General features: G+C 59.2%; 25 protein-coding genes. All 25 read left to right on the forward strand.

Annotated elements, in window-relative coordinates:
* On the forward strand, window positions 1–422 hold a 422-nt coding region (locus M0D67_RS36960), incomplete at its 5' end, for a hypothetical protein (RefSeq protein ID WP_266242126.1).
* A 17-nt stretch (window positions 423–439) separates the two neighbouring features.
* The gene (locus M0D67_RS36965) at window positions 440–667 is read left to right on the forward strand and encodes a hypothetical protein (protein ID WP_266242128.1); all 228 of its coding nucleotides are present in this window, start codon (window positions 440–442) and stop codon (window positions 665–667) included.
* A 28-nt stretch (window positions 668–695) separates the two neighbouring features.
* Window positions 696–1,169 carry a hypothetical protein gene (locus M0D67_RS36970; protein WP_266242129.1) on the forward strand — a complete coding sequence of 158 codons (474 nt, stop codon included), beginning with the start codon at window positions 696–698 and terminating at the stop codon, window positions 1,167–1,169.
* A gap of 17 nt (window positions 1,170–1,186) precedes the next feature.
* Window positions 1,187–1,528 carry a hypothetical protein gene (locus M0D67_RS36975; RefSeq protein ID WP_266242130.1) on the forward strand — a complete coding sequence of 114 codons (342 nt, stop codon included), beginning with the start codon at window positions 1,187–1,189 and terminating at the stop codon, window positions 1,526–1,528.
* Between the two features lie 16 nt (window positions 1,529–1,544).
* Window positions 1,545–2,054 carry a hypothetical protein gene (locus tag M0D67_RS36980; protein ID WP_266242132.1) on the forward strand — a complete coding sequence of 170 codons (510 nt, stop codon included), beginning with the start codon at window positions 1,545–1,547 and terminating at the stop codon, window positions 2,052–2,054.
* A 76-nt stretch (window positions 2,055–2,130) separates the two neighbouring features.
* Window positions 2,131–2,424, forward strand: a complete 294-nt coding sequence (locus M0D67_RS36985; RefSeq protein ID WP_266242134.1) for an H-NS histone family protein — start codon at window positions 2,131–2,133, stop codon at window positions 2,422–2,424.
* A gap of 57 nt (window positions 2,425–2,481) precedes the next feature.
* Window positions 2,482–2,874, forward strand: a complete 393-nt coding sequence (locus M0D67_RS36990) for a DUF6232 family protein (RefSeq protein WP_266242136.1) — start codon at window positions 2,482–2,484, stop codon at window positions 2,872–2,874.
* Window positions 2,875–2,918: 44 nt separating this feature from the next.
* Window positions 2,919–3,830, forward strand: coding sequence for a hypothetical protein (locus tag M0D67_RS36995; RefSeq protein ID WP_266242138.1), 912 nt, complete (start codon window positions 2,919–2,921; stop codon window positions 3,828–3,830).
* Window positions 3,831–3,901: 71 nt separating this feature from the next.
* A complete protein-coding gene (locus M0D67_RS37000; RefSeq protein ID WP_266242140.1) occupies window positions 3,902–4,357 on the forward strand; it encodes a hypothetical protein in 456 nt (151 codons plus the stop codon).
* A gap of 22 nt (window positions 4,358–4,379) precedes the next feature.
* Window positions 4,380–4,679, forward strand: a complete 300-nt coding sequence (locus tag M0D67_RS37005; protein WP_266242142.1) for a hypothetical protein — start codon at window positions 4,380–4,382, stop codon at window positions 4,677–4,679.
* Between the two features lie 65 nt (window positions 4,680–4,744).
* Window positions 4,745–4,915, forward strand: coding sequence for a hypothetical protein (locus M0D67_RS37010; RefSeq protein ID WP_266242144.1), 171 nt, complete (start codon window positions 4,745–4,747; stop codon window positions 4,913–4,915).
* Between the two features lie 18 nt (window positions 4,916–4,933).
* Window positions 4,934–5,206 carry a hypothetical protein gene (locus M0D67_RS37015; RefSeq protein WP_266242146.1) on the forward strand — a complete coding sequence of 91 codons (273 nt, stop codon included), beginning with the start codon at window positions 4,934–4,936 and terminating at the stop codon, window positions 5,204–5,206.
* A gap of 58 nt (window positions 5,207–5,264) precedes the next feature.
* On the forward strand, window positions 5,265–5,603 hold the full coding sequence (locus M0D67_RS37020; RefSeq protein WP_266242148.1) for a hypothetical protein: 339 nt from the start codon (window positions 5,265–5,267) through the stop codon (window positions 5,601–5,603).
* A gap of 20 nt (window positions 5,604–5,623) precedes the next feature.
* A complete protein-coding gene (locus M0D67_RS37025) occupies window positions 5,624–5,845 on the forward strand; it encodes a ClpX C4-type zinc finger protein (protein WP_266242150.1) in 222 nt (73 codons plus the stop codon).
* 21 nt (window positions 5,846–5,866) lie between these two features.
* Complete coding sequence (locus M0D67_RS37030; RefSeq protein WP_266242152.1) at window positions 5,867–6,043, forward strand: hypothetical protein; 177 nt, start codon at window positions 5,867–5,869, stop codon at window positions 6,041–6,043.
* A 100-nt stretch (window positions 6,044–6,143) separates the two neighbouring features.
* Window positions 6,144–6,338 (forward strand): hypothetical protein, encoded by a 195-nt coding sequence (locus M0D67_RS37035; protein WP_266242154.1) that lies wholly within the window; start codon window positions 6,144–6,146, stop codon window positions 6,336–6,338.
* A 483-nt stretch (window positions 6,339–6,821) separates the two neighbouring features.
* Complete coding sequence (locus M0D67_RS37040) at window positions 6,822–7,211, forward strand: hypothetical protein (protein WP_266242156.1); 390 nt, start codon at window positions 6,822–6,824, stop codon at window positions 7,209–7,211.
* An 8-nt stretch (window positions 7,212–7,219) separates the two neighbouring features.
* On the forward strand, window positions 7,220–7,507 hold the full coding sequence (locus M0D67_RS37045; protein WP_266242158.1) for a hypothetical protein: 288 nt from the start codon (window positions 7,220–7,222) through the stop codon (window positions 7,505–7,507).
* A 451-nt stretch (window positions 7,508–7,958) separates the two neighbouring features.
* Window positions 7,959–8,807, forward strand: a complete 849-nt coding sequence (locus tag M0D67_RS37050; RefSeq protein ID WP_266242160.1) for a TnsA endonuclease N-terminal domain-containing protein — start codon at window positions 7,959–7,961, stop codon at window positions 8,805–8,807.
* Between the two features lies 1 nt (window position 8,808).
* Window positions 8,809–11,016: a Mu transposase C-terminal domain-containing protein gene (locus M0D67_RS37055; RefSeq protein WP_266242162.1), complete on the forward strand. Its 2,208-nt coding sequence runs from the start codon at window positions 8,809–8,811 to the stop codon at window positions 11,014–11,016.
* Window positions 11,017–11,135: 119 nt separating this feature from the next.
* Window positions 11,136–12,500 carry an ATP-binding protein gene (locus M0D67_RS37060; RefSeq protein WP_266242164.1) on the forward strand — a complete coding sequence of 455 codons (1,365 nt, stop codon included), beginning with the start codon at window positions 11,136–11,138 and terminating at the stop codon, window positions 12,498–12,500.
* Window positions 12,501–12,603: 103 nt separating this feature from the next.
* Window positions 12,604–14,319, forward strand: a complete 1,716-nt coding sequence (locus M0D67_RS37065) for a TniQ family protein (RefSeq protein ID WP_266242166.1) — start codon at window positions 12,604–12,606, stop codon at window positions 14,317–14,319.
* Window positions 14,320–14,788: 469 nt separating this feature from the next.
* Window positions 14,789–15,409, forward strand: coding sequence for an SCO family protein (locus M0D67_RS37070; protein WP_266242168.1), 621 nt, complete (start codon window positions 14,789–14,791; stop codon window positions 15,407–15,409).
* Window positions 15,410–15,575: 166 nt separating this feature from the next.
* On the forward strand, window positions 15,576–15,938 hold the full coding sequence (locus M0D67_RS37075; RefSeq protein WP_266242170.1) for a hypothetical protein: 363 nt from the start codon (window positions 15,576–15,578) through the stop codon (window positions 15,936–15,938).
* Between the two features lie 89 nt (window positions 15,939–16,027).
* The gene (locus tag M0D67_RS37080) at window positions 16,028–17,323 is read left to right on the forward strand and encodes a TolC family protein (RefSeq protein WP_266242172.1); all 1,296 of its coding nucleotides are present in this window, start codon (window positions 16,028–16,030) and stop codon (window positions 17,321–17,323) included.
* The last annotated feature ends 4 nt before the right edge of the window (window positions 17,324–17,327 follow it).

Consider the following 17,327-nt stretch of genomic DNA (forward strand, 5'->3'; position numbering starts at 1 on the left):
TCCTCGGCTACGTTCGCGATGACCGCCGAGCTTCATTAATCAGCGTTTCCCTAGTGGCGTTTGCGCGCCCGTATATCGCAGACCTAGCTCAGTTCTATCTGAACGAAGCTGGGATGCCGCAGCCGCAACTTGTCATGAAGCCGGGATATCAAGTCCTGATAGACGGACACGCGGTGCCTATCGTGGGCAACGATGAGTGCCCGCAAGAGAAAGACGCGCAGAAGGCGTTCTGGCTTGGTGGCAGACCAGACGACATTCCGGCGATGGGGTGCGTCGTCGTCGGGTCGACAACAAAAGAAGTCCATGTTCGGGTGAACTCCAACGTTCTGGAAGTCTGGAAGGTGGTGCATCAGGAGCGGGGCGGTTTCCCAGCGACGCTGTTGGTGCGTCCGAACGGCGATTACATCGCTGAAGCGAAGTAACACGGAGAAGCGCCTCAATGGAAAACTACACCTACGACCAAATCACCGCAGCGGCCAAGCAAATCGTTACAGACGAGTTGGCTCGCGCGGAGAAAGAGACCGACCCGGAAACGGCGCGGCATCTTCGCGGCTACGCAGCGGGTGCATGGCTTCTGTGGCAGACCGTCACGCGCGATCAGGTAACTGACCCGGCTCGGCGCGAGGACAGCAAGGCGTTCAAGAAACTGCTTGGTTTGCCCGATTGATCGGTGAATTCAGCTAGGAAAAGCACACATGCGCTACAAGGTTCTCGCCGTCGCGGCATTGCTGATTTTCACCACTAGCGGCGCGTTTGCTGCCTCGGCTGCCGACTTACTGAAGCAGCAGCGATCGCGCATCAACGCTGCGATAACCGCGCGGAACGCGTTGCTCGATCGCATCCACTTTACCGGGCATAACGACGACTCTCTCCAGCTTGCCTCAATCAATGCCTCGGAGCTGACGGTCGCATATGCGTTGCAAGCGCTGGAGAACGTTATTGAGTTGGTTCGTCCCGCCGCACGGCAGACGAATAGCGGAGGCGCAGGCGCAGGCGCAGGCAGTCTGAGAGGAGTCGGCGAACCTATGCTGACGCTTTGCCAAGTTCAGATGACTCAAATGGCCTCCGATAGCGCCGAACTTGTGGATTGGCGGATTCGAGACGAAGTGCAAAAGCAAATCGAAAACGTCAGGGCGGCATGTGGCGCTATCGGCGCTGTTACGAACTAGACCCACCGGAAAAACTCATGCTGAAATTTGTTGGTTTCATGGCGGCTCCGGGCCTAGCCTTGTTGCTCGCGAGCGGACTAGCGCACGCGTATCCGACTGACTTTTGTTACGAGCGCTCGCATTTCGCGCTGATGGCGGCACAGGATCGCGACAAGTTCTTCAACAAGCAGAGTGACCAGGGCGAAGACTATGCGAAAAAGACGTGGGCATATATCCTTAGGGACCATAGCAAGCGTGAAATTGACGAGCACACGGACATCATCGCCACGGTTTGGGAGGTCATGCAAGGTCAGACTCCAGACGCGATTGAAACGATAGTCCTGCAAGACTGCTTGAAGCGCCCTGAACGCTACCGGTAGAAAGGAAAAGCCACGGATGCTGAACCATTCACTCCATAAAGTCGTCTTAGCGGCAATGTTCACGTTTGTTGCGGCAGCTGCGCGTGCAGGGGATCTTCCAGATCCGCGGTTCACCCCCGGCGCGATTAACCCCAACGTAACTCAAGCCAATATTCATCAGACGGTGTGCGCCAAGGGCTACACCAAGACAATCCGCCCTCCGGCGTACTACACAAATGCTCTAAAGAAGCGCCAGATCGAACAATTCGGCCACGGTGACCGCAAGGCGCGTGACTACGAGGAAGACCATCTTGTGGCTCTTTCTATTGGCGGCGCACCCACCGACGAACGCAACTTGTGGCCGCAGCCACGCAATAGCGAGTGGAGTGCTGATAGGAAAGATGAGCTTGAGTTTGTGCTTTACAAGATGGTCTGCAATGAGGAAATTTCGTTGAAGCAAGCGCAACGGGAAATGGCAACGGACTGGATTGACGCTTGGAAGCGATACGTGCCGAGGCACCCTGATTACCGGTTCAAGGGCGAATAAGAAAGGCTGGTGTGGCCGTATTCCAAAGGTCGCGCTACGAACGTGAGACAACCAAGTGAACAGACTGGAGAAATGCGTGGCAAGCTACCGTGAACTTCTGAAGCAACGTGAGGCACTGCAAAGGCAAATTGACGCCGCGCAAGAGCAGGAAGTGACTGCTGCGATCGAAAAGGTTCGCGAGATCATCAACGAGTACTCGCTGACGCCGGAGCAGGTATTTGCTCAACCCAGAGGCAAGCGCGGGCCGAAGTCGGGGACCAAACCGGCGAAGTATCGCGATCCAGTGTCCGGTGCTACATGGAGCGGCATGGGACGTGAGCCGTTGTGGATCAAAGGGCAGTCGCGGGAGCAGTTTCTGATTCAGGACTGACACCAAGGGCAAGCTAGACTTCGAGCACGGTGCGTCTACGCGCCACGGGGGATTCTAATGAAAGAAACGAAAGACAAGAAAGAAACGGTTATCTTCAACGAAGGCAACGTCACGGTGACGGACGTCCGGTTCATTACGCCGCATGAAACGTACGCCATGAGCGGTGTGACGTCGGTGCGCAAGCTGCGCGAGGAACCGAAGCGCGCGGCGATGCTCTTTCTCTGCCTCGTCGGTGTCATCTTTGCTGCTTTCGGGACTAATCTGGCGATGCATGTCATTGGCGCCTTTGTCGCGATCGCCGCGTTCGCGGCAGCCGCCAGCCAAAAACCGACTTTCTTCATCGTCATCAAGACCGCATCGGGCGAATCACGTGCGCTCATAAGCAGCAGCAACGAATTTATCGACCGCGTAGTTGGAGCGGTCAACGATGCCATCGTCGTCCGCGGCTGATGACGACCGTTGCTCGATTTGACAACCGGGAAAAGGGGTTCTTGATGAGTCGCGAAGATGGGGAAAGCATCGACGAGGAACAGCTTGACTCGGTAGCCGAGCCGATCAATGAGCATTGGGCGGAGCAGATGGGAGAGGACGCCCGACCGTACGTCGAGCCCATTTGGCACGGTTCGATTCTTCCCGCTTTGAAGGTGAACGCGCTCGCCGAAAATTGGACCGCCGAGCAGTTCCGTGAGCGATGCATACGCGCCTTGAGAGCAACGGTTGACTTGTTTTACGCCCTGCACATAAATGCGGGTTCAAATTACACGAAGGAGAACGAGAAGCCACGGTATTATTGGGCGCACCAGAAGTTCAACATCCTCAGCGCCAATGATGCGACACGCGGGATGAGCATCCAGAAAGACGAGATGCTGCGCGTCGCAGCTGAATACCTCAGCCATCCCGAAATTCGAACCAACAAATTCGATTGGCTGCTGCTCGATGCGATCGTGTTCGCGGAACTCGACGCATTTTCCTATCACGTCTCTGGCTTTGCGGCAACGTTCGCTAACGGCAACCCGGCCAAATACTTTGCGCTGTCGGCTCTCTTCAAGGTGATCGGCTTTGCCCTTGGATACTTGTTGTTGCCGGCGATCGCATACTTCGCATTTAGCAGGGGGCAGGAGACGACAGGTTGGTCCATTGCTGGACTGTGGGTGGTATCGGTTGTGTGGTCGCTCATCGGACTGCCATTTCGATGGGGGGCGCGTCGCAAGAAGAAGGAGCTCTTGAACCAGATGCTCGACCTGTATCGAGTCCTTGGTGACAGCACGATTTCACCCCGACTCTTGAAGGGTGCACTGGACAAGGCAGCGGCGGAGGGTGTGGTGCTTGATGGCGCGGTGTTCAGCATTGTCGACAGGATCATTACCAGAGACGCGACGGCATTTGTTCCCAGCCGGATCGGATAGACCAAAAATGAAAACGCGAATCCTGTACCGCGCGAATCAATAGGAAAAGTAGTTCTCACAAGGGCAAAGCTATGCTGAAGCGGATACTGGAATTTCTCGATGCGCGAAAGGTGGCTGCGCAGCAATCGAAGCTCGTTTCCGCGGGGATGGAACATGGTCGGACTGTCGGGACGGTGATCGTATCCCATACGACGGTGGTGCGCCTCGAAGATGCGTCTTTCATGCCAAATCAAGGTGCCGCGCTGTGCGGCTACATCTACGGTTTCTCGGATGTGGCTTGTCAGCACGTCGGATTGGATAGGGGCGGCCTTGCCTCGGTAAACGCAGCGGTCACCGCTCTGAATATGGCAGTCGCGCCGGACAAGGCTAGTCAGATGATCGACCTGTTCTTTGTGAAAGGTGAACAGAAGTCCGAATTTGAGCGCGGAATGCAGATGGGAGCATCCGGCGCAAACGGCTGGCTGAACAAGGAGCGTTGGTCGGACGGACTGCGCGCTGTGGTGGCACCTCTCATTGGCGAGCGCTGAGCCGAAAACGGATCGGAAAAGCATGGGCAAGATTATTTCCTTGGCCGCGCATCGCCAACGTCGAAATACGAAGGCGAGCAACGCTCTCAACGACGTGTTTAACCGGTCGATGCTTCTTGCGGCGACGGCGCTTGTCCGAAAGCATTTCCCCGAAGTAAAACTGAGCGACGCGTGGACGTATCATTTTCATGAGGAGCATTGGGAATTTCACGGTCCTGACGATTTCTGTTGGCACGGCAGTGCCGACGGTGCCTACGACGCCCGCTATCACGGCTGGATGGCGTGGCTGGAAAAACAGGGCATCGCGCTCGAAGCAAATTGATGGGAAAATCATCCGGCGCGTGCGCGCCCCACAGCCGGCCGGATGCCGGACGAACTGGAGTCCACATGCAAGTAGCGAAAGTGACTGTGAACGACGAAACGCTGGTTGTTCGCGCCGGTGAGGAACAGCAAGCAATTCATGCGCTCGCCGGAGACGATGCCGCTAACGCCGATGTTCGCATCGACCATGCCGACATACCGCAGGCCGAGTTCGACGCGCTTCCCGAGTATCAGTAACACGCAGTGGAAAACACCATGCCAAACATCGAGCGAAAAGAAGAATTTCGGGCAGCGCTGATCGAGCTGGTCAACGGCCACATCAAGTCACAAGGCATTGGGCCGCAAGAAGTTGCGGCGGTGTTTGCGGAAGAGGCCAACACCGCGCTCGATCACTTAGGCTGGAAGCCCCACGCGCAACGTGCCGCGTCTGAGCATCTGGTGGCCGCCGCAGCATGCCTGAACGAGGGTCGCGTGATTCCCGTACCGGGCTTCGACGCGCTGTTCCCCAGCAGCGAAGCACTCAACTAACGGCAGCACGGAAAAGCATCTAGCGCGCGAGCGCCGAAAGACGGTAAGAGATACGACGATGGGAAAGACCTGTTGGACATGGAAGTTGCTGTGCTGGCTCGTTGTTGCATGTGCCGCGCTCGCGTTTTACTCGGGATTGCCTGCGGTTGCTGTCATCCTTGGGCTGCTCGCCATAATGCTGTTCTATGTCGATTTTCGCGTTGCAATGAGTGAGCCATTCCGAGAGTCTGCGATTGGCCGCATTGCGCGTGAAGAAGGCGGGCCAACAATGCGGGGCATGGTTTATCTCGCTCTCGCCGTGGCGCTGCTGTTGGCAGGTCAATTTGTCATGGCGTCGGCTGCTCGCTCGGCCCCCACAGAGCCTGTTTCGGCGTTCTGCTTCATCTGCGCTCACTGATCGTAAAAGCAAAGGACACAATGAAAAGCGCCAATGATGTGTTGCTTTGCGACTTTTGCGGAAACAGCCAGCACGTTGCCAAACTGCTCGTCCGCGGCATTGCGGATGCGACGATATGCGATGAATGCATAGATGCGTGTGGTGAGATCGTCGCCGAGCGCCGCGCGCAGAAATTGGAGCGTATGCCGAAGATAGTGAACGCCGCCAAAGAGTGGGCGGCCAAGGCCATCGGAAAGCGATGAGGTAACCGGGAAAAGCGAACCATGTCTAAGTTGACCCCTGCACTCGCACTCCGCGCTGCGATCAACGTGCTGCGTGACTCGGCCGAATCCCGCAAGATGCCATCGGGCGAGCCGCTGAATGACGCCATTGTGCAGCTGCACTTCGACGCTGCGGATACGCTCGAAGAGTCGTTGGCAGATCTTCGAGACCACGAGTAGGAAAATCCATTTCACCGTTGCCTGCGAATATGGGCAACCGTGAACGGACTTGCCGGGGGGCGGCTCTTAGACGGTAGCCAGCCGAGAAAAAGGGAGGGGTATGTGGCAAAAGATTTTTGACGGCAGAATTGAAGAGCGACCCGTCATATTGAAGGAATACGATGACGGTGACGGCGGCCGGGAACTGCGCGTAGAAACAAACTACGGTAAGGACCAGATCGTTGGCGGGGATGCTCCGGGAGTGACTGCTGGTGCGCCGGTATCTGCTGACGATGAAATGCATGTCGATGCATAGACGCCGGAGGAACTGGAGCAACGCCTCGTCGAACAAGGGGGGTTTTCCGCTGCGGGCGCGGAGGAGATCGCGCGCATCGGACGCCTCGCGTGGCTGACGGACGATGACGATTTCGACGATGAGGACGACGGCGAACAGTATCTTGCAAGCCGCCTCGTGAGTGGAGTGCGTATCGCGGAGTTCGATAGCGACATCGTCAGCGGTTTGAAGACCAATACAGTTGACAAGTGGTCACAATATCCCCGCATGCAGATCGCAATTCGCAACTAGGCGGGTGACGCCTACCGCACAATCGGCGTTGATGGCATTGGCGAGTGGATCAACACGCTACAGTGGTTTCTGGATCGGGGTTACACGGATGAACTCGGCCCGGATGGAGGCACATGGAAAGGGTGTGACGCCGTCTTCAGTAAACCACGGTAGAGTATCGGCCCGCGCTCAGAGAACGCTAGGACCGAGAAAAAGCAACGACGGGGAAACGAAATGGTGGCAACAATCTTCTTTTCGTGGCAATACACCTTCGTGAATAACGCACTGGACGAGCGCTATTCGCGCCCTCTGCCGGATCGCGATGTGCTTGCTCTCACTGAGGTCGACGTACCGCCAGAAGAAATTGAGGTGCGCAGACGGATGGAGAAGGTCGGTTATTTCATGGGCATTAAAGAAGGTTTCTCGTTCGTTGATCGCCTCCTTGGCGGCAGCGGCGAGTACCAACTGAATGAGCGCCGTCTCGACTCGGCGCTTGGCGATCTGCGAGCCATCGCCGGTTCCACACCAGCCCACAAGGCCGCTCTGCGGCGCGTTGTGGCTGCGGTGCAGGAAAGCGGCAAAACACCGTGGCCACCCCTAGTTGAACCCGCTCGCGAAGCATAGGAAAACTTATGGCGACGATTCTCAAGCAAGCGAAGTGCGCCGCGCATGCCAGCAGGATTTGCGCGGAGCTGCAAGATAGGCGCCTGACTATGCGGATCACCCCGCAGATTGTTGATCTGGCGAAAATCATGCTTGCGAACGGACAGGACTGGTCGCCCGCGGCGGACAAGATACTGTCCTCAGATAATTCGCTGTGTCTGTGTTCGTATCCAGATGGGGCATGGATCGCAGATACGCACGGCGAAGTGAGCATGACGCGATGGACGAAATTAGAGTGCGTGATCGCGCTGCCCTAGAAACAGGAAAAGTCTATGACCACTTCAAAGCCTCGGTACGTTGTGCGCGATGCGCAGGGCGACGCAGTCCGCGAAACTGAATCCCGCTTTTTCGCGTGGTGGGTGTGGTTTAGGCGGCGCAACTTCGACTACACGGCACATGACCGACGGTCGTGGGTAGAAGACGAATCGAGCTGGCTGCGTTGTGGCGATTTGCCAGCGGCGAAGCGAGTTGGCAAACCATAGGAAAAGGAGCGAAAGCGATGAAGCTATGCAAGGCCCCGGACAACTGCAAGGCATCAGACATCGTTGGAAAGGTCAAATGCTGTCTCGTCGGGCCGCAATGGGAAGAGACCGATGTGAACGAACAATAGTGATTGACACAAAACAATATACATTGACACAAGACAATAGAGTTTGACACGGGCGTGGTGCTCGCTATACTGCGCGGTTTCGTTTTATCGGGCATGGCATGCGGGCGCGACGCTTCAAGACGCCGGGAGACATTGACCGGTACGTTGCCCAAGGCTATGGGCAGGGTACGGGGGCAGACTACAAGCCGTGGCTGCGAGTACAGGACGTGCCATCGCGAGGCCGGTCGCGTAAGGTTCATGGTCTGAAGACGGGTCGAATACACCACGTCCTGTCCGATCTTGAATATGCCTATCTGCTCGCGCTGGAATTTTCGGAGCGGGTTGTCGACATCCGCGAGCAGTTTCCGTTGTTTCCCATTGCACCGATCCAAGAGTGCGCTCGGCGGCACAACATCCGTTATCCGCGATACGCAGGCACCCAGGTACCTTACGTGATGACCACCGATTTCGTCGTCTCGTTGAGAACCGATGATGGATCCCTCCGTGAGTTTGCGCGTACGGTCAAGTACGAAGACGAGCTGTCGCCCGGTCGTAGCCTCACGCGCACTCTCGAAAAACTTGAGCTCGAACGCTCGTACTGGATGGCGCGCGACATCGACTGGAAGATCGTCACCCAACGTAGCGTCGCGCCGGCGCTCGCGCGGAATCTTATCTGGCTCTACGCCGGGGCGCAGGTCGAGGGTGGCTTGCAGGCCAGCGATTTGCAGGCGCGGTTTGTTGAATGTCTCGATGAAGCGGGAACTCATGACCGGACGCTTTCTTCATTGCTTCGAGCCGTCTCCTATCGACTGAATCTGGCCTATTCCGATGCAGTCAGGCTGTTTAAGCATCTGGTCTGGAACAAGGTGATCCTTGTGGACCTATCGACCCCGATGCTGCTGACGTCGCAGGCGCCGACGTTGCGGGTCCTGCCGGCAGATGCGTCTTCCGTGAAACGAGCCGCTTAATATGAGCGATACGCTTCCTGCCGTCAATTCCGTACTTGAAGCGGTGTCCGATGCGTTGCCGTTTGAAAAGCTGGCGCGCATCCTGTGGATCGACGAGCATGCGTCATCGATGACCTTGATTACGGTCGCCGAAACGCCGCGGCGACCGTGGACGGTAGCGAGTCAGGATATCCGGGCGTGGTTGCTGCGGGGTGAAGTCCGACGCAGCCAGTTGCGGCTGCCGGCATACATGCTGCAGGTTGAGGAAGATATCCCGGATGCCGGGAAGGCGGTCCGCGAGCGTAACTGGCAACGCATCGCCGGACTGGTCAACGCACAGGTCGCTGGGGGGATTTTTCAGCCGCGTGCTATGGGCTCGCTGGTAGCGGCACACGCCAAAGCCACAGGGATGCAACGCAAGACGCTGTACCGTCTGTTGTATCGATACTGGATGTACGGGCAGATTCGCAATGCGCTCCTGCCCGATTATGAAAACGTGGGCGCGCCTGGCAAGGCTCGTGTGTTTGCCTGCGGAAAGCGTCCGGGGCGACCGCCTCGGCGACTGGCGTCGGCCGGCGAGCGGGTCGGCAAGATTCTCGGCGACGACGACAAGAGCTTCATCAGGATCGGCTATTCACTGTACCGAAGCAATGCTGTCGGGACGGTGACGGATGCCTATCACCAGACCCTGCGGCGGTTCTATGTCGAGGAACACGTCGTGCGGGGTACGACGACGGACGATCTGACTCTCAAGCCGCTGGACCAGTTGCCGACATTGAGGCAGTTCGGCTATTGGGGCAAAAAGGCATTCGACGACCTGACGGTGTTGCGCTCACGCGTAGGAGAGCGTCGGTGGCAGAAGGATCATCGCGGGCTGACCGGGCGCGCCGGCGACGGCGTGTACGGGCCCTGCCATCGCTTCGAAATCGATTCGACGATTGCGGACATCTATCTTGTCAGCCGGTATAACCGCAACTGGGTGATCGGCCGTCCGGTTGTGTACGTCATCGTCGACGTGTTCTCGACGCTGATCGCAGGGATCTTCGTAGGGCTGGAAGGCCCAAGTTGGAACGGTGCACGCCACGCCGTGTTCAACGCGTTCACCGACAAGGCAGCTTTCTGCCGCATGTACGGCGTCGAGATCGCATCGTCCGCGTGGCCGTCCCATCATCTGCCGCAGGAACTCATGGCTGACCGGGCGGAAATGCTCGGGCAGGCGGCCGAAGGCATTGTGTCGGGACTCAACATCGATATTGCAATTGCCCCGCCATTTCGCCCGGACTGGAAATCGATCGTCGAAAGCCGCTTCAGGCTGTTGAACAGGACCTCGCAGATCCACTGGATTCCCGGCGCGGTCAGAGAGCGCATTGCGGAGCGCGGGCAGCGCGACTATCGGCTCGATGCCACACTCGATCTGGCCGAATTCACGAGCATCATGATTCGCAGCGTGCTGCACTATAACCACCATAGTCGGCGGCCGGAACGGCTCACCGCTGGGATGATTCGCGATGAGCTCGAACCCTCGCCCATCAACCTGTGGCGCTGGGGCATGGACAATGGACTTGCGACGCCCAACATGCAGCCCGACGATCTCGTCTATCTGCACCTGCTGCCGCGTGAAACCGCATCAATCCAGCGAGGTGGCATCTGCTTCAAAGGCATGTACTACACGTGTTCGCACGCCATGCAGCAGAACTGGTTTGCGAAATCGCGCAAGGATGGCCGCAAACCGATCACCGTCTGGTACGACCCCAACTCGACCGCTCATGTCTGGCTTCAGGACGAACAGCGGAACTTTGTGCGCTGCGATCTGCTGGCATCAGAGGAGCGGGTCGCGGAGCACCGCCTCGAGGAGGTCATAGACATGCTTGAAATGATCCGTACGCCGACAGCGGAGCATACCTACTCCGCGCTCAACGACAAGATTCATCTGGACGCGCACATTGAGGCGACCGTCGAACACGCCCGGCACCATAAGGAAGAGGTCCGGCCTATAACCCCCGTTCCCGCCAGTCAGCAGATCGGCAATATCAAGGCCAATCGTGCCTTTGAAAAACGTATCCAACAGCAGCGATTCGTCATCGCCGCCGGTCTGGAAGCCGGGCCCACTGAGCGGGTTGATACACCGAAGCCGGCCTCGGCAAGTGTGGCCGAAGCTTACGCGGGCGAACGTGGCGGTGAGGTGTTGAGTCTGCTGGGGCGGTTGCGCCCGAAGGGCAGCAATACATGACGTCGAGCGGAAATCTGGTCGCTGCCACATATCGTGAACCTGCCGTCGCACAGTACCAAGGTAATCCGCTGATTGAAGCCCTGCCAGCGATCCGAACCGAGGCGGAGGCGGCGACCGCAATGGCTCTGTTTCCGGACGAGCCCGGCGATGAACGCAGTCTCTCGAAAGAAGTCAGGTTGCACTGCATCGATCGGCTGCTGCAGTTGATTCAGCCGCTGCCGATTCATCTCGAACTCGAATCGGCGATATCTTCCCTGATGCGGAGCGGCTATGTCGGCCGCAATCCGGTGATGCCTTCGACCTGGCGGCATGTGTACTCGCTGGCTGTCAATGGCGGCCCCGACAGCGGCTTCCGGTCGACCGCATCCACGCTGAGCGTGGTGGGCCTGAGCGGAATCGGCAAATCGACCGCCCTGGAATCGATTTTGCGGCTTTACCCCCAGGCCATCCGGCACCGGCGGTATCGCGGAAAGGAACTGATCCAGGCGCAGATTCCATGGCTCAAGGTCGAGTGTCCGTTCGACGGTTCGCTATCGGGGCTGTGTCACGCGTTCTTCCGGGCGCTGGATCGGGCAATCGGCGAGGACCGGTATGCGACGCGCTACCGCTCGGTCAGGGGCATCGTGCAGCTCGTGCATCAGATCGAGCAGATCGCCAGCACGCATTTCGTCGGTGTTCTGATCATCGATGAACTGCAGCATTTGCGCGCGGCAAAAACGGGCGGCAAGGACAACATGCTGAATTTCTTCGTCAACCTGATCAACAGCATTGGCATCCCGGTCGTGTTTGTCGGCACGAACTCGATGATCGAACTGTTTGCCGATGTGATGCGCAACGCGCGTCGGGCGGCGGGACTGGGGCTAAGCGATTTCATGCAGCCGAAGGCGGATGATCCCGCATGGGCGTTGCTGGTCGAGGCGGCATGGCAGTATCAATGGGTGCGCCATGTCGAGCCCTTGACGCCAGAGATGCGCGCGGTGCTGTACGACCTGACGCAGGGCGTGACGGATTTTCTGATCAAACTGCTGGTGCTTGCCCAACGGCACGCGATCCATACCGGCGAAGAACGACTGACAGTCGGATTGCTGCGAACGATTGCGGACACGCGCATGCAGTTACTCAGGCCTGCGCTCGGTGCCCTGCGCAGCGGCGACGCGCGACGGATGGCGCAATTCGAAGACCTGCTTCCGGCCGACCGTCAGATCGCCGCGATGATGGCCATGCAGGACCGGGATGAAATGGTCTCGACCCGGCTGTCCGTTCTTCACGCCTTGCGACGTTCCGAAGCCAGTCACGTTACGGCACCGGTAGAAGATGTCGAGTCAGAACGGTCTGCGGCGACCGGCGCGGGCGAGCCAGAATCTATCGCGACGTCGGAAGCGAGCCGCTTTGCCGCGTGCGAAGATCCGCTCGGTGCGCTCCGTGAGGCGGGATGGGTGTCGTCGGACGCGCTAGAGTTTTCCGCCGTCTATGACGCTTCTTGATCGTCCTCCGGGACGTGTCCCGGCGTTGAGCGCGTGGTGCCGTTTGAGCTGCCACCGCGCAGAACGACGATAGGGCTGCCCGCTTTTCAGTTTTTGATATTGCATGCCGAGTCTTCTGTTTTTTGCTCCCTCACTGCCTGACGAGACGATCCAGTCACGCGTTGCTCGCCACCACGTCCTGTCCGGGAACCGAACCGAGGCGGACACGTTTCTCGATCTGTTCGACAGCCCGCCGTTTACGTTGGAGCAAATCGTTCCGCCGGGTCTGGCACGGCTCGCCGCTCGCCTGTCGGACGACCCAGACGCGGCACTCAAGATGCTTCTCGAGCAGAACACGTTGCTGCCGCTCTTTGCGCCCTTTCTCGGCGAGGGCAGTGATTCGCAGAGTGCGTCGCTCACAGCCGAGGCGGCATTGAGCCGGTTGCCACGCCGCGTTGTCGGAATGCATGGCGAAGCACAGTTATGCACAGCCTGCGCGGTGGAAGACGTGCGCGACCATGGGATGGCGTATTGGCGCCGTGCACACCATGTCCCCGGCGTTAGCGTGTGCTGGATACATCAATTGACTCTCCTGTCGAGTTGCCCGGGTTGTCGCCGACCATTTCAATTTCACAATCGGTTGTTGCGGCAGCCTTGGCACGCGTGCCCATGCGGGTGGCAGGCCGTTGCGTGGGAACAGTCGGGCCCAGTGGCCGAAACGGTCGCGCTCGATTACGCGCGCTTCGCGCACGATCTCCTCGATCGGCCGCTCGATCGAACGACCTCCGAATGTCTGCGGGCAACATACAGGCGTCGCATCCGCGAGCTGGGTTTTGCCTACGGTGCGGGGCTCCGCATCCGGGAATTTCAGGCTCATCTGATCGAGGAATTGGGCGACGCGTTTCTTGCCTCGGTTGATCCTGCGTATGCTGCGCGCAGAATGCGCTTCTGGTTGCGCTTCACTCCGCAAGGTGGCGCCGCGTGGGACATGCCCATTACGCGGCACCTGCTACTGTCGCTGTTCCTGTTCGGGACGCGCGACCGGTTTGCGTTGAGTCTGCAGCGTGGCGAGGCGGACACCCTGCCAGTCCGGCGAACCCGATCCGCGGCCGACAGTCCTGATTTGTCCGGTGAGACGGGCGCGCCAATGCCCAGGGCTGTACATCGAAGCCGGATACAGGCCGAACTCGCCCGTAATCCGGCCATGACAATTGAAGATCTTTGGCGCAAGGCGCATCGTCCCACGGCATGGCTATACGATCACGACCGGGCGTGGCTCTCCAACGCGATGTCGCTACCATTGGAGCTGGCGAAGCAACCGGCGGACGTATTGACGGCGGTTTCGCCGGACGACGCGATTTTCGCGGTAAAAGTTGATGCAGTTGCGGCCGACGTTCTGGCTGCGGTCGGAAAACCGCTACAGGTGACAAAGAGTCGACTTTTTGACGCGCTGCCGCGGCGCCTCGCTGACATTGCTTCGCATCGGGCGCGCTACCCCATGACGCTGGCGCGTATAGCGGAGAACCGTGAGTCCACGTGGCACTTCCGCGCCCGCCGGACGTGGTGGGCATACGGCGTGCTGGCTACGCGTGGTGATCTGCTATCTATCAACAACGCGGCCGTTGTGTCGGGCGTGGGGTACGAAGCAGTCCGTGCAATCGTCGAGCATTGTGGATGGGCACCGCTGTTGCAGCGTGCCGCACAGCTCGACGTAATGGTGCAACTGGCCGCAGCGGGTATTTCGCGGCAGTGGGACGGCCCACCAGAATTTCGGGGGCGAGCAGTCGGGGGGAGAAGCTATCAGCGCCGACGTGTTGCCGCATTCCCCGTATACGACTGAACGGTTGACGGCGATCGACTGCGCGTGACCCGAGTCGCATCCGAAGCGCGAAGGACGCGAGCATGCGGCCTTTGTTCGCGGAACGCCTCGAAGCCGGTCCCTTCATGCGATGCGCAGCCTGGTCATCCGCCTGAATATTCCACGCCAAGCCGACCGACATCCACTCGCTACTGATTCTGTCGTGGCCGCGCAGCAAGAATCAGCGAAAGACCACCACCTGCGTGATGATGGTGACTGCGCCTGCGCGCCGCTTTAGCAAATCATGCGTTGGTCTCAAATCTGGCACTCGCCTGGTCAAGCGAACTTCGATGGAATGCCCTACCGCATCAGTAGGGAGTTCACCCATGCCAGGCTCCATCGCCCGTCTGCACAATGCAAATGCGGGGAGAAGTGAGAACGCACAATCGGAGACGATTTCGACGCAGGGCGATCAGTTGCGGCGGCCTGTCGATTGTTGCTGGAGGGTGCAATGAGAACGTTCACAAAAGCATGGGGCCGGGCGTTGGCGATCGCGGCCGTGAGCACGATCGCTACGGCTGCCCCTTATGCACTCGCGTACGACGTCGATCCGCATGCCCACCATCACATGATGCGAGAGGCGATTACATCAACGGCGGACTACACGCTCCCGTCCGTGATGCTGGTGCGCGATGACGGCCAGACTGTCTCCCTGAAGAATGAACTGGACGACGGCCGCCCTGTGGTCCTGACTTTTATCTACACTTCCTGCACGACGATCTGCCCAGTGACAAGTCAAACGCTCTCGCAATTGCAGAGCGAACTCGGCCGGGACCGGGACAGTGTGCACATCGCTTCGATCTCGATCGATCCGGAGCACGATACGCCGCCACGTCTGAGGGAGTACGCGACGAGATTTGGAGCGGGTCCTGAATGGCATCACTATACCGGTACCGTCGCTGCGAGCATTGCAACCCAGAAGGCGTTCAATGTGTATCACGAGGACAAGATGGACCATAACCCTGTGGTACTGCTGCGCGCGGCGCCCGGAAAACCCTGGCTGCGGATCGATGGCCTCGCTACTGCGGACGACCTGCTACATGCATACCAGAATCTGGTCGCGTCCAACTGAAGCCCAAAATGAATAGCGCAAGACTGCGTGCCGGCGCAATTCCAGTGACCGTCCCACTGCCGCAAAATACCCGCCGTAGCCAACTGCACCATCACGTCGAGCTGGGTGGCACAACCGGTAGACGACGCCACAAACTGGCCATATTTTTCACGCTATAATTGCCGCCATGAAATTCTTCCGGACATTGTTCCTGCTGCTGCTCTGCGTTGCGCTGCCCATCAGTGGGCTGGCAGCGAGCGGGCTGACGGGTGCGTGTCCGATGCAGATGAGCATGGGCGCAGGTGAAAGCAGCGCAATGTCATCGGACATGTCCGGCTGCGAAAACATGAAGTCTGCACCGGCTGGGAAGACGAAAGGTTTTTCGTGCAAGGTGACGGCGCAATGCCAGGTCGGCAGCCTCTATCACCCGGTCTCCAGCACCGAGGTGACCCGTCCCGCCGGGCGCTCCAGCCCCGTTGTTTTCCACTACGCACAGTCGCTGTCCGTCCGTGAGCCGGGCGGATTCTGGCGACCGCCTCGCGCAATCTAACCCCCTAGCAAGTTCGCCGCGTTCGCGGTGAGGTCGTCCTGCGTCCAGGACGTGATTCCGTATGGGATTCGACCGTTTGGGGTTAGAACATGTCTTTAACATTCGGCACGCCGTCGTTACGGCGTGCAACGGTGCACGCGCGCACGCTTTTCGCGTTGCTCGCCTTTGCGAGTGTGGCAGCGCACGCCCAGCAGGCAGCACTCACACTTGACGCCGCAGTGCAATCCGCAACGGACCGCTCCGCTGCGATGCAGGCCGCCCAGTCATCCGTGCGGGCCAGCTCAGAGGCGGTCATCAGTGCCGGCCAGTTGCCGGACCCGATGCTCAAGGCCGGCGTCGACAACCTGCCGGTGAACGGACCGCAACGGTTCACCATCGGCCAGGATTTCATGACGATGCGCCGTATCGGCATCGAGCAGGAATGGGTTTCGCCTGAAAAGCGCCGGCTACGATCGGCGCTGGCGAACCAGGTCGTCGACCGCGAGCGGTCGGGCTATCTCACGCAATTCACCAACGTGCGTCAGCAAACCGCGACCGCGTGGCTGAACGCCGCCTACGCAAAAAAGACGGTGTCGTTGCAGCAGGAACTGATCATGCATATGACGCATGAGCTTGCGGCCACGCAAGCCTCCTACAGGGGTGCCAAAGCGTCGGCGGCCGACGTTACGCAAGCCCAGCTCATGCTGGCGCAGGCGCAGGACCAGTTGCTCAAGGCGCAACAGACATTACAGACCGCACTGATTGCGCTGTCGCGATGGACTGCCGCGCCGGTCACTGACGTAGCCGGAGAACCGCCGGCGCCCCAGTCGTTCGTGACTTCCCTGCCGCCCGAGGAGCTACAGCACGTGGAGCCGGCGCTCATCGCGGCTTCTGCAGAGATTGCCGTCGCGGATGCCGACACGGCTGTCGCGAACAGCGACCGGAGTCCGAACTGGAGCTGGGAAGTCTCTTACCAGCAGCGCGGAGGAGGGTTCTCGAACATGGTGTCGGTAGGGGTCAGCATCCCACTGCCCATCAACCGGAAGAACCGCCAGGACCGGGACGCGGCCGAAAAAGCAGAACTCGGGACCAAGGCACGCCTGATGTATGAGGACACCCAGCGGCAAGTCGCAGCGGATGTCCGGACGCTGTCAGCCACATTGGCTAACGGCCGCGAGCGCATTGCCAGTCTCAATCAGGCCTTGCTGCCGGCGGCCAACCAGCGCGTACAACTGGCGACGGCGGCGTACAAGGCGGGCACAGGCTCGCTTGCCGATACATTCGCTGCCCGACGTGGGCAACTCGACGCGCAATTGCAGGTGCTCGACCTCCAGCGTGATGTATCCCTGACGTGGGCGCAGCTGGAATACCAGGTCGTGCCCGCCACCATGTCCGCCGCTCAGTGAAGGA

Origin of the sequence: Paraburkholderia sp. SECH4 (genome assembly GCF_030511745.1) — a bacterium.
In the GTDB taxonomy this organism is placed as follows: domain Bacteria; phylum Pseudomonadota; class Gammaproteobacteria; order Burkholderiales; family Burkholderiaceae; genus Paraburkholderia; species Paraburkholderia madseniana.